Annotated in this window: 10 protein-coding genes; 6 read left to right on the forward strand and 4 right to left on the reverse strand. The window is 41.3% G+C overall.

The features are described 5' to 3' along the window. Positions 1 to 91 precede the first annotated feature (91 nt). Positions 92 to 847: an enoyl-CoA hydratase/isomerase family protein gene (locus ACQK2H_RS17960; protein WP_425392760.1), complete on the forward strand. Its 756-nt coding sequence runs from the start codon at positions 92 to 94 to the stop codon at positions 845 to 847. A gap of 105 nt (positions 848 to 952) precedes the next feature. On the opposite strand, the gene ACQK2H_RS17965 is transcribed toward ACQK2H_RS17960, so the two are convergent. After that, positions 953 to 1,639 (reverse strand): alpha/beta fold hydrolase, encoded by a 687-nt coding sequence (locus tag ACQK2H_RS17965; RefSeq protein WP_425392761.1) that lies wholly within the window; start codon positions 1,637 to 1,639, stop codon positions 953 to 955. Positions 1,640 to 1,674: 35 nt separating this feature from the next. Here ACQK2H_RS17965 and ACQK2H_RS17970 point away from each other — a divergent pair, with 35 nt between their 5' ends. Both ACQK2H_RS17970 and ACQK2H_RS17975 read left to right on the forward strand, forming a co-directional pair. Continuing rightward, positions 1,675 to 2,457 carry a hypothetical protein gene (locus ACQK2H_RS17970; protein ID WP_425392762.1) on the forward strand — a complete coding sequence of 261 codons (783 nt, stop codon included), beginning with the start codon at positions 1,675 to 1,677 and terminating at the stop codon, positions 2,455 to 2,457. Positions 2,458 to 2,513: 56 nt separating this feature from the next. After that, positions 2,514 to 4,670, forward strand: a complete 2,157-nt coding sequence (locus tag ACQK2H_RS17975; protein ID WP_425392763.1) for a DPP IV N-terminal domain-containing protein — start codon at positions 2,514 to 2,516, stop codon at positions 4,668 to 4,670. Positions 4,671 to 4,815: 145 nt separating this feature from the next. Here ACQK2H_RS17975 and ACQK2H_RS17980 read toward each other — a convergent pair whose 3' ends face one another. Further along, positions 4,816 to 5,949 (reverse strand): Fic family protein, encoded by a 1,134-nt coding sequence (locus ACQK2H_RS17980; RefSeq protein WP_425392764.1) that lies wholly within the window; start codon positions 5,947 to 5,949, stop codon positions 4,816 to 4,818. Positions 5,950 to 6,274: 325 nt separating this feature from the next. Between ACQK2H_RS17980 and ACQK2H_RS17985 the strand changes: the two genes are divergently transcribed. Beyond that, a complete protein-coding gene (locus ACQK2H_RS17985) occupies positions 6,275 to 8,344 on the forward strand; it encodes an alpha-ketoacid dehydrogenase subunit alpha/beta (RefSeq protein WP_425392765.1) in 2,070 nt (689 codons plus the stop codon). A gap of 938 nt (positions 8,345 to 9,282) precedes the next feature. Here ACQK2H_RS17985 and ACQK2H_RS17990 read toward each other — a convergent pair. Continuing rightward, positions 9,283 to 9,648 carry a transposase gene (locus tag ACQK2H_RS17990; protein ID WP_425392766.1) on the reverse strand — a complete coding sequence of 122 codons (366 nt, stop codon included), beginning with the start codon at positions 9,646 to 9,648 and terminating at the stop codon, positions 9,283 to 9,285. An 821-nt stretch (positions 9,649 to 10,469) separates the two neighbouring features. Between ACQK2H_RS17990 and ACQK2H_RS17995 the strand changes: the two genes are divergently transcribed. Then, a complete protein-coding gene (locus ACQK2H_RS17995) occupies positions 10,470 to 11,582 on the forward strand; it encodes a carboxypeptidase-like regulatory domain-containing protein (protein WP_425392767.1) in 1,113 nt (370 codons plus the stop codon). Here the strand turns inward: ACQK2H_RS17995 and ACQK2H_RS18000 are convergent. Next, complete coding sequence (locus ACQK2H_RS18000) at positions 11,579 to 12,949, reverse strand: amidohydrolase family protein (RefSeq protein ID WP_425392768.1); 1,371 nt, start codon at positions 12,947 to 12,949, stop codon at positions 11,579 to 11,581. The genes ACQK2H_RS17995 and ACQK2H_RS18000 overlap by 4 nt on opposite strands. A gap of 169 nt (positions 12,950 to 13,118) precedes the next feature. Here ACQK2H_RS18000 and ACQK2H_RS18005 point away from each other — a divergent pair, with 169 nt between their 5' ends. Next, positions 13,119 to 14,297 carry a hypothetical protein gene (locus tag ACQK2H_RS18005; RefSeq protein ID WP_425392769.1) on the forward strand — a complete coding sequence of 393 codons (1,179 nt, stop codon included), beginning with the start codon at positions 13,119 to 13,121 and terminating at the stop codon, positions 14,295 to 14,297. The last annotated feature ends 2 nt before the right edge of the window (positions 14,298 to 14,299 follow it).

Consider the following 14,299-nt stretch of genomic DNA (forward strand, 5'->3'; position numbering starts at 1 on the left):
ATAGTCCAGATAAAATTTATTTCTTAAGTGATGGGTGAAGAGGGTGCCTAATCATAGCTGGATGTTTCATAATGCAATTATTTTTGCAAACATGAGCAACTACGTAAAACTAGATATACAAAACGGAATCGGTACCGTTGAGTTTTTTACCGAGCAAAGCAACTCCCTCCCAGGAGACATTCTGAAAAAACTGGCAGACACTATCACTGAAGCCGGGAGTAATCCCGACATCAAAGTAATCATTCTTAAAAGTGGTGGCAATCGAACCTTCTGTGCAGGTGCCAGCTTTGATGAGCTGATGGCCGTAGATAGCCCGGAAAACGGTAAGAAGTTTTTCATGGGCTTTGCTAATGTGATCAACGCTATGAGAAAATGTCCGAAATTTATCATTGGTCGCTTGCAGGGAAAAGCTGTTGGTGGCGGTATTGGTCTGGCAGCTTCTGTTGATTACTGCTTTGCGTCCAAGCACTCTGCAATTAAGCTGAGTGAACTTGCTTTGGGAATCGGCCCATTCGTTGTTGGACCTGCCATTGAAAGAAAAGTAGGTCTTTCTGCCATGTCACAAATGGCCATGAATCCGGATGAATTTTATGATCCAAAGTGGGCACATCAAAAAGGATTATTTGGCAAATTGTACGATGATGTAGAGTCACTAGATAAGGCGGTGAATCAACTTGCTGAAAAACTGGCGGCTTACAATCCTGAAGCCATGGCCGAACTCAAAAAAGTATTCTGGAAAGGAACAGAGCATTGGGATGAGCTATTGGCTGAGCGCGCTGAAATGAGTGGAAAGCTAGTGCTTTCGGAGTTCACGAGAAGTTTCATTCAGAAGTTTAAAGACAAGTAATGCCACAATACGCCTTTTAACCCTGAAATCCCTAAAGGGAAAGGCGAAAATCAATTTACACCCTTTAGGGCTGGGGCTGAATAAATTGATTATTCAATTTAAATATCAACTCACTGACTGTATAAAAGACCTGACTGACTCTGCCAGAGCAGTCAGGTTTGTTTGTTCTATTGGGTGTTTACTTTCCGTGATTGACAGTATCCTACTATTTGGGAGCCACTCATTCACTTCTTCTGTTTCCTCCTTTGATACCATCTGGTCCTCATCTGCCAGACACAAATGAACAGGAATATCAACTTGTCTCATGCGTTCTTTCGTAATCGGAGCTGCATCCCCTAGCTTTTTCATAAATTCCGTAGTACGATATAAAACAAGCTCCCACTCACTTCCATGTCTTTTCTCCAACGCACTGGCAAATGCAGGCACTTTTTCTTTGATTTTATCGGGGTTCAAGTGCTTAATCTCTTGCTCAGCAATTTGAGGACTCCATTTCATTTTGGTTCCTAAAGTAGTGATCGATTTAATGTTTGTATTCCCCTGGCTGGCACTAATCAAGGCGACAAATCCACCCATACTGTAACCAAAGATATGCACCGGCTTATGGCTATCGATAGCCCTGAACAATTGTGATGTCAATCCATCTAATGTAAAAGCACCACCAATGGAAGACTTGCTTCCATGTCCTTCAAATTCGATGATTTCAATTTCAAAATCTTTCTCTAAAAGCTTCTTTAAAGGGATCATTTGATCGGCTGCTCCTAATGCTCCATGTACGAGTACCATTTTCTCCATCCAATAAATTTATATTTTTACCTAAAACCTTGAATATGTTTTCTTCAAAATCAACTCGTGGGAAATGGGTATGGGCCTTTGTTGACCTGTTAGTCGTTATTATTGGTGTCTACATCGCATTTCTCATCCAAAGCTCTGCTGCTGATAAGAAAGACCAAAAGGAGCAGGAAAAAGTGTTTACTGCACTAAAGTTTGAACTTGAGGAATTCAGGTTACAGATGCCAGGTATGTCCAGCTACGTTGATGGAAAAGTGGAAGAGTATTTGGCAACACAACGAAGCGGAAATTATTCAAACTTCACAGACTGGAGGTTCATTCAACCACAATATTCCTACCAAATCATTGAATATGCAATCAGCATACAGAATTCTGAAATCGTAGATTTTGAATTGTATGATGCATTACAAAAATTGTATAAGGAAATTAAAAAATTAGAACATACAGAGAGCCTAATTATGGAGGTATCCATGCGATACCAATCCATCCCAAATGGACTGTCAAAATCTGACCCTTTGTACCAGTTGACCTGGGCAAATAATTTTGACAATTTTCAAAGGTTTATCACTTTCATGAACGATAGGGCCAGAATACTTCAGGCTGTAGCAGATGAATCACGATCAGCTTTGCCTATCATCAATGAAAAATTGGGACCAGAAAAGACAAAAGAGATTGAAACCCAATTTATTCTTTCTAATGCGAAACGAGTTGAGAATGAAGATCAGGCTGTTGCGTTTGCAAAGATGATTTTCCCGAATTTCACTGAAGAAGAGGTAAGGCAATTGTATAAACAAGCAACCGATCCAAATGCTTCGGAATAGCAACACCTACTTTTAAAATTCTGAACTCTTTGAACACAAAAAAGCGAGCACATCATATGAAATATTTAAGACCATTTACCTCAATTTTTACTTTACTCATTCTATTCTCAACCTCAGCCCAGAAGGAAATAAAAGTCGAAAACACTACCGACGGTACCTTTCGCCAAAAATCGGTGAGAAGCCTCAACTGGATGAATGACGGGCAGTTTTACAGCGCCCTTTCTGACAATAAAATCATCAAATACAGTGTAAGAACAGGAGAAGAGGTAGAAACAATAGTTGATGGAAACTCCATCGATCTGGATATTGATTCTTATAGCTTCAGTGACGAAGAGTCATTGGTATTGATCATGACGGATCGAAAGAGCATTTATCGCAGGTCTTACACGGCTGTCTTCTATTTGTATGATCGAAACACTAAAGAAGTACAAAAACTAGCTGATGGTCGTCAGTCCTATGCTACCATCTCGCCTGACAATTCAAAAGTTGCTTTCACGAGGGATAACAATCTTTTTTATGTAGATCTAAGTTCCGAAGAAGAGATTGCGGTCACTACCGATGGTAAATTCAATTACATTATCAATGGAAGTACTGATTGGGTGTATGAAGAGGAACTTTATTTAACCAAAGCATTTGCTTGGTCTCCTGATAGTAAGCGTCTGGCCTACTATCGTATGGATGAGTCCGATGTGAAAGAATATAACATGCAGGTTTGGAATGAGGGCGCACTATATCCGGAAGACTATCGGTATAAATATCCGAAAGCCGGTGAAGAGAACTCAATTGTTGAAATCTATCTGTATGAATTGGCTTCCGCTGAAAAGGTGAAAGCAGACATAGGTGAAGAAACTGATATTTATATCCCACGCATCTACTGGACAAAGAATCCTGAATTGCTAGCCATTCAGCGATTAAACAGACTTCAAAACCAACTAGACATTCTACATGTAAATACAAAAACAGGTGAATCCAAGATCATTTTAACCGATAAAAGCGATACCTACATTCATTTTACCTTTTGCGACGATCTGACTTATTTGGATAACGGCACACAGTTCATTTACAGCAGTGAAAAAAGTGGTTATAAACATTACTATCTGTATAACTTGGATGGGTCTCTCGAAAACCAAATTACGAAAGGGAGTTTTGAGGCCTCCTCTATGGTTGGGTTAGACCAAAAGAAAAATAAACTGTACTATATAAGCACGGAAGACTCACCGCTTGAGCGGCAACTTTACGTAGTGTCACTTTCCGGAAAAGGAAAGAAAAAACTCACCAATAAAGCGGGATATTCATATGTGGATATGAGTGAAGACTGTAGCTTTTACATGAATTATTTCTCATCTGCAGAGACTCCTCTGGTTGTTTCTCTTTATCAAACCTCAGGCAACAAACGAGTGAAAGTGATGGAGGATAACCAGGAGCTGTCACAAAAAATAAAAGAATATGGATTTGCTGACAAAGAGTTCTTCCAGTTAACCAATGCTACCGGCAGTACCTTAAGCGGATTTTTCTTAAAACCTGAAGATTTTGATGAGAATAAAAAATACCCCTTGCTGATTTATCAGTACAGTGGTCCGGGCTCTCAAAATGTTGCAAATCGCTGGGGAGGTGGTCATTTCATTTGGCACCAATACCTGGCACAGGAAGGATATGTGGTAGCCTTTATCGACACCCGGGGAACTGGCGCCCGAGGAGAGGCCTACAAAAAATTAACTTATAAACAGCTGGGAAAATACGAAACAGAGGATTTGATTTCCTCTGCTAGTACATTGGCTGATTACGATTACATCGACGAGGATCGTATAGGAATTTGGGGATGGAGCTATGGAGGATACCTTTCGTCTTTGGCAATTCTCAAAGGAAATGATGTCTTCAAAACAGCAATCGCAGTGGCGCCTGTCACCACTTGGAGATATTATGACACAATCTACACCGAGCGATACCTTCAAAAACCACAAGAAAACCCAAGTGGCTATGATGATAACAGTCCAAACAGCCATGCCGAAAAACTAAAGGGCAACTTCTTGCTTGTGCATGGTACTGGGGATGATAATGTGCATTTTCAAAATTCAGTAGCACTGCAAGATGAATTGTTGAATGCCGGGAAACAGTTTGATTCGTTCTACTACCCTGATCGGGCCCATAGTTTAGGTAATCGCAGGGGGCATCTTTATCAGATGATGACTGATTTTCTTATGGAGAAGTTGTAACCATAACAAATGAGTGGTTGTCTCAAAAGTGTCATTTCGACTGAAAGGAGAAATCTTTACTCAGTAAATTAACTGATCATCAACAGTACAGATTTCTCGCTTCGCTCGAAATGACAAAAAATTTTGAGACACCTCTTTTTTATGTCTATTCGGAAAGTATTCTAAACAGTTCCAGATTCAAATAGTAATGATGCCCGGAAATCGTCCGCTTTTCCAAAATTCCCATTTCCACCAACTCATTCAGATAATTCCTGGCAGTATTCTCTGCATAGATTTTGGCATCCGTTAAATGACTCACCTTAGTTAGAGGCTGTGAAAAAATCATCTGAACCAGTAGCTCCGGCTTTCTAATCTTCGTTTCCTGTTCGATACTCTCCATTATGCCTTCTTTGGCTGCAAGAATGTCATTGATTTTATCGAAAGTTAGATTAGCAGTAGACTCTATTGCTTTAAGCATAAACAGAATCCATCGTTCCCACATCGCCCGTTGTGTTACACTAGCCAGGTGCGAATAGTAGTCATTCTTATGATCAATGATGTATCGGCTAAGGAATAGAATCGGTAAATCCAATAAGCCTTTTTGTGTCAAAATATTGATATTAAAAATTCGTCCGGCTCGTCCATTCCCATCTCGAAACGGGTGAATCACCTCAAATTGATAGTGCGCTATTGCCATCTTTATCAATGGATCAACCGGATATTTTTCATCGTCATTCACAAATTCAAGGAGGTTAATAAGCTTATTCTCCAATACTTCTTTCCCTCGTGGTGGAGTATAGATAGCTGTTCCGGCATTCGGTCCTGTTCCTCCCTGTTTGATATAAATGCGTGCACTTGGCGGTCGTAATCCATCATTGGTTTGTTTCACGATGCGATAGACCTTAATAAAATAGTTCATATCAAATTGACCATGATCCATGAGATACTGATGTCCTGCCCACAGCGCTTCTCTGTATCGCAACACCTCCTTTGGAGCACCCTTGATGTGCATGTCTTCCCCCTTTTCGCTGTATGCCTGATACAGCTCATCATCAGTGGTAAAGATATTTTCGATCTCACTTGATGCTTTGGCCTCCTGCAGGGAAATCGTATTTATAAGTACACCCTGATTAGGGATAGCCACCGAACGACCATGCAAACGCCCCAGTGCCGCTTTCGCATTGGCCAGCTGCTCCATGATGTCCACCGTGCGATACAAATCCTGATGGATGGGGAGATCGGGAAGGTCATTCCATGGTTTGTTTCGGTCGGGATTTATGTTGAAAAGGGGGTTTTTCATTTATTCTAATCTCTTTTTAGAATGTCATCCTGAGTGAAACGAAGGATCTTTATCAACTCATGATAGATTCTTCCCTGCGGTCAGAATGACAACCAATTTTGATTCCACTTTAATGTCTACTTCATAAACAAACATCAATTAAATATATTTTTAATGTTTACTCGAAAGTAAGGCATTAAATTAAGGTCTGCAAGTAATCAAACATCAATTTACTTATATTTTAATGTTTACTCTTGAATAAACATTAAAATGGTATACACGATCTGACAAACGGTTTCGTCGCAAACCTTTGCGTTTTGTATCTTAGCGCTCCCAAAAATTAGTTATGGCGAAAACAGCAACAGCACCTAAAAAGAAGAAGAATACAGAGATCAATTGGAAAGAGATTGCCCTGAAAATGCTCATCTCACGAGCGATGGATGATCTCGAAGAAAATAAACTGGTTCCTGAGAAAAAGGTATTGTATCAATTCTCGGCAAGAGGACATGAGTTAGGTCAATTAATCCTCGCTGACCTGCTGGATAAGCCTAAAGATGCGGCAAGCGCCTATTATCGCTCACGCCCTCTTATGATCGGGCTGGGTCTTTCCGTAGAAGATGCGCTCTCTGCTCCGCTCACCCGCTCGGGTGGATACAGTGACGGACGTGATATCGGGGTGGTATGCAACATGCCAAAATCAGACCGTGGCTGTGTAGTACTGCCAATGGCAGGTGATGTTGGATCGCAGTATACGCCAGCAATTGGATGGGCGCAAAGCATCGAGTATCATGCTAAAACACTGAAAAACAAAGAATACAAAGACTCTATTTCAGCCATTTTGGGTGGGGACGGTTCGGTGGCTACCAATGGATTCTGGTCTGCATTGACCATTGCTACCACACAAAAGCTCCCTGTACTCTTCTATATCGAAGACAATGGCTATGGCATTTCGGTAACAAGTGAATTCCAAACACCTGGGAAAAATATTGCCGAGAACTTAGCTTCATTCAAAAATCTGGATATCTGGGATGGTAGCGGCACTGATCCTGAAGAAGCATACAAACTACTAAAAGCAGGAACAGATCATGTGCGCTCACGAAAAGGCCCGGCGCTGGTTAGACTGACAGTGCCAAGACTCAATGGTCACTCCTACCAGGACAATCAGGCGTATAAGGATGAAAAGCTGGTGAAAAAGGAGCAGGCCAATGATCCTTTGAAAGCTGTGAAAAAGATCTTTTCTGATAAGGAATGGAAAGCATTGGAAAAAGAGGCTCAAAAGATCGTAGATAAATCAGCAGAAGCCGCACTAAACCGTCCGGCTCCAGATCCTGCGAAAATCAAAAAATACGTATTCTCAGAACCGGATGAGGTACAAGGCATCGGTGGTTTACGACCGTCAGGGCATGAATTTCCTGCTTCATCAGAAGAACCAAAACCGGATAAACGTCGAATCAACATTGGTGAAGCGATCAATCTTGCCTTGGATTATGAGCTTAAGACTAATCCGAAAGTATTGGTCTTTGGAGAAGATGTGGGGATGAAAGGTGGTGTGCATGCTGTAACCATGGGCTTGCAGTCCAAATATGGAGAAGATCGGGTGTTTGACACTTCACTTTCAGAAGAAGGAATCATTGGCCGTGCGGTGGGCATGGCCTATGCCGGACTGATGCCAGTAGCCGAGATTCAATTTAGAAAATATGCTGACCCAGCCATGGAGCAGCTCAACAACTGCGGAACAACGCGCTGGAGAACAGCCAATCGATTTGCTGCACCGATTGTGGTGCGGATGCCCGGAGGATTTGCCAAAGTGGGCGACCCGTGGCACTCGGTTACCAATGAGGTGATGTTTGCACACGCCATTGGCTGGCAGGTGGCGTTCCCTAGTAATGCACAAGATGCTGTAGGACTGATTCGTTCTGCCATGCGATCTGACAACCCGACCATGTTCTTCGAGCACCGAAACCTGAACGACAACCGCTACGCGCGTCGACCGTATCCGGGGGATGAGTTTGTGGTACCGTTTGGTAAAGCAAACCTCCTCAAAGAAGGTACTGACATCACGTTGGTGACCTGGGGAGCGATGTGTGAGGCATGCGAGGCAGCAGTAGATGAAACGGGAATATCTGCGGATGTCCTGGACCTACGTACGATCATGCCATGGGATAAAGAGGCCGTGCTTAGCTCCATCAAGAAGACCAACAAATGTCTTATTGTGCATGAAGACGCACTGACCGCAGGGTTTGGAGCTGAAATCGCTGCTGTATTGGCCTCCGAAGGTTTCAGTTATTTAGATGCGCCTGTAGAGCGAATCGCCATGCCGGACATTCCACTCCCACACAATGTGCCTTTGATGGAATCGGTAGTGCCTAATGCGGATCGGATTGCTGAGAAGATGAGGGAGATTTTAGCATTTTGATAGTTAAGGCGTGTGAGGACGCACGTCTTGGCTTTGGAATTTTTATTCTTATTCCTTCGACCTATCTTTCTTCTTCTTGTACTTTTTATTCCAATCTGCCTTCTTGAATTGTTTATATCTATAATACCAATAAGAACCTAATGCTAATAAAGCAAGAGGAAATGCTATACAATCATTCCAAAAATTCACTTTTCTAAGGTAGTTAAACAGAAAAATCCATCAAAGATATTGTCTTGACGAACTTCGATACTTTGAAGATCCCGGATCAAGTCCAGGATGACGCACAGAAAGAAGATACTGCTGATTATTAAAGAATGTCCTCCAGTACTTGGTCCGTCGTGGAACAGTCAGGTCTAGATGCTTCCTTCGTCAGCATGACATCACAGAATTTAGATCGGAGCTGTCATCCTGAACGCAGTGAAGGATCTCTCCGCCCTGGTTCGTGTCTTCACGAACCACAAAAACCAGTTCTCAAAACTCCTGACCAATATGTCTTAAAAAAGGAAATGACATATCTCCGAATTCATAAAATGATGCCCGGATGAATACGTGTACTCACTTGGCTCATTGACAAGGTTCCAATCTTTCGCTATTGGATTCTCGTGTATATAATCAAGTTTTTGATATACCACTTCAGGACTATATAACTCAATGGCCATTGAGTCTCTTTGCCAAAACTCATATCTCTTATTGCTTGCGTCGATTTTAAACTTTTGCAGTTCGTTCTCTTCATCCCGGATCAAGTCCGGGATGACGCACAAAAGAAGATACTGCTGATTATTAAAGTACGTCTTCTAGGACTTGGTCCGTCGTGGAACAGTCAGGTCTAGATGCTTCCTTCGTCAGCATGACAGCACAGAATTTAGATCGGAGCTGTCATCCTGAACGCAGTGAAGGATCTCTCCGCCCTGGTTCGTGTCCTCACGAACCACCCTTATTCAATATACTTCACAAATGTGTTTCAAGAAGGCAAACCGATTATCTCCAAACTCATAAAAAGAGGCAGATGAATTCATGTACTCACTTGCCTCATTGGCAAGGTTCCAGTCTTTCGCTATTGGATTCTCGTGTATATAATCAAGTTTTTGATATACCACTTTAGGACTGTATAACTCAATGGCCATTGAGTCTCTTTGCCAAAACTCATATCTCTTATTGCTTACGTCGACTTTAAACTTTTGCAGTTCGTTCTCTTCAAGCATTTTCTTAAACTCATGAGCCGTGTACTTCAAGAAAGATCCGAAAGGTGTCTCTTTTCCATTTGAAGAATTCGTTCTCCAGATCAAGTGGATATGATTAGGCATAATCACAAAAACCAAAAACATCGATTAGCTGCTTATTTGATAAAAAGGAAAGTGAATCAATCAGGAGGGATTTAAATTGATCAGATTCAAGTAAAGGAATCCAGTTATTTATCGTGGCTGTCCAAAAGTATATTTTTCCAATCTCGGTATAGAAAGTTCTTCTTTCCTTGAAGTAATCCATTCAATAAAAATAAGAAAGGTTGTTAGAATAGGTTCGTGAAGACACGAACCTTGGCCTGAACTGCAAAAAATAATTCAATCTACATAGATCCTGGATCAAGTCCGGGATGACGCACAAAAAGAAGATACTGCTGATTATTAAAGTATGTCTTCCAGGACTTGGTCCGTCGTGGAACAGTCAGGTCTAGATGCTTCCTTCGTCAGCATGACAGCACAGAATTTAGATCGGAGCTGTCATCCTGAACGCAGTGAAGGATCTTTGTATCAAAACAGTTAGGAATCTAAAGCCGTAAATCCCCTATGCGCTGGTTCGTGTCCCCACGAACCACCCTACCTCATTCAAAACTCCTCACCAACGTGTTTCAAGAAAGCAAACAGATTATCTCCAAACTCATAAAAAGAGGCAGATGAATATGTGTAATCACTTGGCTCACTAACCAAACTCCAATCCTTAGCAATTGGGTTTTCATGTAAACCTTGGCTGAATATTACCAGAAAAGTAACCCTGAACTTGTTTCAGGGTCCATAGACACACACGCACCGATTCGTATCCTCACGAACCACTCCACTATTTTTATTATCAATTGATAATATTTAGTCGATAATCCTTTAATTTTATAGGATAATCACCTTAGTACGCAATGTCATTCTTCTCATCACCATTATTGTTACTCGCATTATTCCTGTTCAATCATGAACCTGCCTCAATCAAAGGCATCATAAAAGACAAAGAAACAGATGAACCCATCCCGTTCGCACATGTAGTGATCGGGGATGTAATCAATATCACCAATATCGATGGTGAATTCGTAATCTCAGCGAAAGAAATATCCGATGCAGATGAGCTCAAAATATCATACATGGGATACAATGCCTATCAGGAGGAACTGACGGAAATCAAAGATTACTATACCATTTACCTGGAGCCCTCCACCATCCACCTGGACGAGGTGGTGGTCATGACCGGGAAGTCTTTAATGGAAACGGTTTTTGATCGATTTCACCTTAATTATGAAATGAACCGGCAACACATGATCGGATACTATAAAGAAACCATGTCTGACTGGAACTCTGTCTACTACCTGGCTGAGGGGATTATGGATATTTACGTGCCAAGCAACGTAGATAAGCTGAATGAAGCATTAGTCAGACCTATTCGCACGCGCAAAAAAGTATTTCGACAGATAGATATTATCAACGAAGTACTGGGAGGAAATGCCAGTGATATGGCGCAATCTTCTATTTGGAGAAAGAGTTCTTTTCTACATCCAAAAAACAGAACTAATTACGATTACCAATATTCCGGCTACACGAACATGGGTGATCATGAAGTGTACATTGTAGACTTTGAACCAATCAACAAGAAGGGTAATACACGGGGCAAAATCTATGTTGATCACGAGAGTCATGCCATCCTCAAAATTGAGTATTTCCCTATCCTGAAGGATTACGCTTTTTGGGAGTCCGTTTCCTGGACGGAGGAATACGAAAAACGTAATGGTATTTATGAGCTATTTAGTGTGTCTTTCGACGGGACCAGCACACATAATGAATTCAACTATCATGCGCTTTTGGTAGTCAATGAATGCTTTGTTATTGATGAGATTCCAAATGAATACCGGTTACTGAATTCTCAATATTCCTTTTTTGAAGAAGCAGCTGAAGATTTTTCTGATGCCTTTTGGAATGGCTACAATTTCATGAAGCTGGACGTGGAATCCGCACAACTGGTACGATCTTCCAGTAAGTTTTAGATATCCTTAGCACGCTCAGCGATTTCAGCCAATTTTTGATCTATTGTAGCCCTTTCCAGCCACATTCCTCTCACCATCACCCCTGCCGGATTTCTTAAATTATTTAAATCTTCTAGTGGATTTTTTTCCAAAAGAATGAGATCAGCACTAGCCCCTTCTATCACCTCACCAAATTCACCTTCCATCTCAAAAAACTTTGCCGGATTAATGGTGCCGGTCTGAATCGCTTCTAAAGGACTCAAGCCAGTTTCTTTAATTGCATTAAGTTCGTGATGGATAGAAAATCCCGGAACATTAAACACCTGGGGAGCATCCGATCCCAGCAGCAATCCATGCCCGTTTTCATGAAGTGATCTGATAAGCTGATATCGAATATCTGTAAACAGGATGAATTTCTCAATTGAAAAATCCGGGCTTTCAATCAAGCTCCGCTTACTACGAACCCATTGGTCGACAGTAGATTTTGGCATGTATTTAAAGTCCGGATCTACTTCAACGGTTTTTTCGGGTGGAACTGGTGAAAACCATCGAACAAATAAGCTTTGAGTAGGAACGACCCACACTTCGTGAGATTTAGTTAAAGCCACTAGCTCATCAATCATACCTGTATCAGCCAGATGAGAAAAATTGTACCCAAAGAATCCATTTTCGTTGGGATTGACATCAAATTCAGCTGGTACCAATCCTTCCAAAAATCCATCCACATGATCAATGGTACCATATCCGCTTTTCAATGCATGTCGGATACCTACATCCACCGGAACATGACCCGAAAACCCTATTCCAACCTCATTGGCTGTGGCCACCACCTGATCAAAAACTTCACGAGTTAAGCCTGGATGTATTTTCAGGAAATCATAGCCGTCATTTTTGTATTTGGTCACTTTTTCCATGGCCTCCTCTACCGTTTTTACAGTATTTCCATTCACCGATGGGCTGGAAGTAAAGATTCGTGGACTAAGTATTTCATTATTTGCAGCTTTTTCCCTGAGTTCCAAATGTACCAGATGGCCGAGCATCCCACGGATAGTTGTTACTCCATTTGATAGGTACAGAAAAAGTGTTTCATCTGTGTTGTCTCGGCCCCATTGAGGAGAAGGAATATGTGCATGCATCTCTGCCAATCCGGGCATGAGGTATTTACCTGTTCCGTCAATAACTTTAGCATTTAAGCCAACCTCTCCTGACTTAACAATGGAACTGATTTTACCATCTGCAATGAATACATCCCTTGCTTGATTGATTGATCCATCCCTCACATCAATAACATTGACGTTCTTTATGATATAGGCAACTTCAACCGACTGATCTTGTGTGGGCGCAGCACAGGAAATAAACAAGAATAATAGTGTGAGTAGATGGTTCATGATTAGTTCAATTTAATTGAATTGAATCGATCTTGGAAACAATCAAAGAGGAATTCCATTAACGGCATCCACCAACTTGATCAAATGTTCGATTCCCGAATAGATGCAAAGTGGGTTTTGCAGTCAGAATTATTTAAATTGTATATAGTTCAATCATAAATCACCCATCATGAAAACGCTTTTCACTCCAATTCTTCTTGGGCTAACATTATCTATGGCCGCTCAAACTGTACGTGTTGTAGATAATAATTCCAACGCTCCTACAGGAAATAATGTGTACTCAACTCTTCAGGCAGCTGCCGATGCAGCCACTGCAGGAGACTTCATATATGTCCAACCCAGCCCTACCACCTATGGAAATGTTGTAGTGGAGAAAGAACTTCATTTAGTTGGGATCGGATTTAATCTCACAAAGGACCTACCTCATCTATCGAGCATTGGAAACATTACATTGAGGTCTAATTCAGACAATACTGAAAATGCTTCCAATAGTACAATTACAGGCCTAGAGTTAAGCAATATCTACCTAGCGAGAAACACGAATGGTGGGCCAATTTTCAATCTGGATGGTGTGTCTATATACAATAATACGTTCACTTCTATAAGCTGGACAACATCTTCTTCAAATACCATCACCGTGAGCAATATGGAGGTTTATAATAATCGAATCAATAGTGGAATTAACTTTCAACGCGATGTAGACGGGGTAATTATTCGAAACAACCTATTATATGGTGCCATTACATTTAGTTCGACCAATGAAAATAATGCTTTCATACAGAATAATGTTATTCTTTCAGGTATTCGAAAGGATTCTCAAGGAGATGTACTGATCATACAAAACAATAATTTCATAGGACAGAAAAATACGAATAATTCATTTTCCAGCATCATGATAGATGCCATTATTTCTAACAATATTTTTTACGGAAGAACGCCGAGTATTGTAGCTGCGGGCGGAAGTTCGTCTACTAATTTCCAGCGAAATGTATTTGATAACAATCTGACATTTGAAACGGGCAATGATGAATTGCCTCCTGCTGGTGGTGGTGCAGGTAACTCCGGCAATGCAAGTAATCTTGAGGGAATTTCACCTGATTTTAACGGAACAATACCTGTTTTAAGTTCCTGGTCGTCATCCTACGACTTTAGTCTCGACCCACTTTCTGCTGCAGCAGATGCCGGAAGCGATGGGACGGATATTGGCATCACAGGAGGACCCTATCCTTTGTCCACCAATTTTTCTTTGAGCACCACAAGCTTACCCACCATAGAATCTTTTAATGTTTCTACGGTAATCAATCCGGATGATGATCTGGATATAAGTGTGCAGGCTAAGTCCAACTAGGA

The sequence above is a fragment of the Ekhidna sp. genome (assembly GCF_965228795.1).
Taxonomy (GTDB): domain Bacteria; phylum Bacteroidota; class Bacteroidia; order Cytophagales; family Cyclobacteriaceae; genus Ekhidna.

Coding starts and splice junctions, on each gene's coding strand:
- ACQK2H_RS17960 (WP_425392760.1), top strand. CDS start 92: ATGAGCAACTACGTAAAACTAGATATACAAAACGGAATCGGTACCGTT.
- ACQK2H_RS17965 (WP_425392761.1), bottom strand. CDS start 1,639: ATGGAGAAAATGGTACTCGTACATGGAGCATTAGGAGCAGCCGATCAA.
- ACQK2H_RS17970 (WP_425392762.1), top strand. CDS start 1,675: ATGTTTTCTTCAAAATCAACTCGTGGGAAATGGGTATGGGCCTTTGTT.
- ACQK2H_RS17975 (WP_425392763.1), top strand. CDS start 2,514: ATGAAATATTTAAGACCATTTACCTCAATTTTTACTTTACTCATTCTA.
- ACQK2H_RS17980 (WP_425392764.1), bottom strand. CDS start 5,949: ATGAAAAACCCCCTTTTCAACATAAATCCCGACCGAAACAAACCATGG.
- ACQK2H_RS17985 (WP_425392765.1), top strand. CDS start 6,275: ATGGCGAAAACAGCAACAGCACCTAAAAAGAAGAAGAATACAGAGATC.
- ACQK2H_RS17990 (WP_425392766.1), bottom strand. CDS start 9,648: ATGCCTAATCATATCCACTTGATCTGGAGAACGAATTCTTCAAATGGA.
- ACQK2H_RS17995 (WP_425392767.1), top strand. CDS start 10,470: ATGTCATTCTTCTCATCACCATTATTGTTACTCGCATTATTCCTGTTC.
- ACQK2H_RS18000 (WP_425392768.1), bottom strand. CDS start 12,949: ATGAACCATCTACTCACACTATTATTCTTGTTTATTTCCTGTGCTGCG.
- ACQK2H_RS18005 (WP_425392769.1), top strand. CDS start 13,119: ATGAAAACGCTTTTCACTCCAATTCTTCTTGGGCTAACATTATCTATG.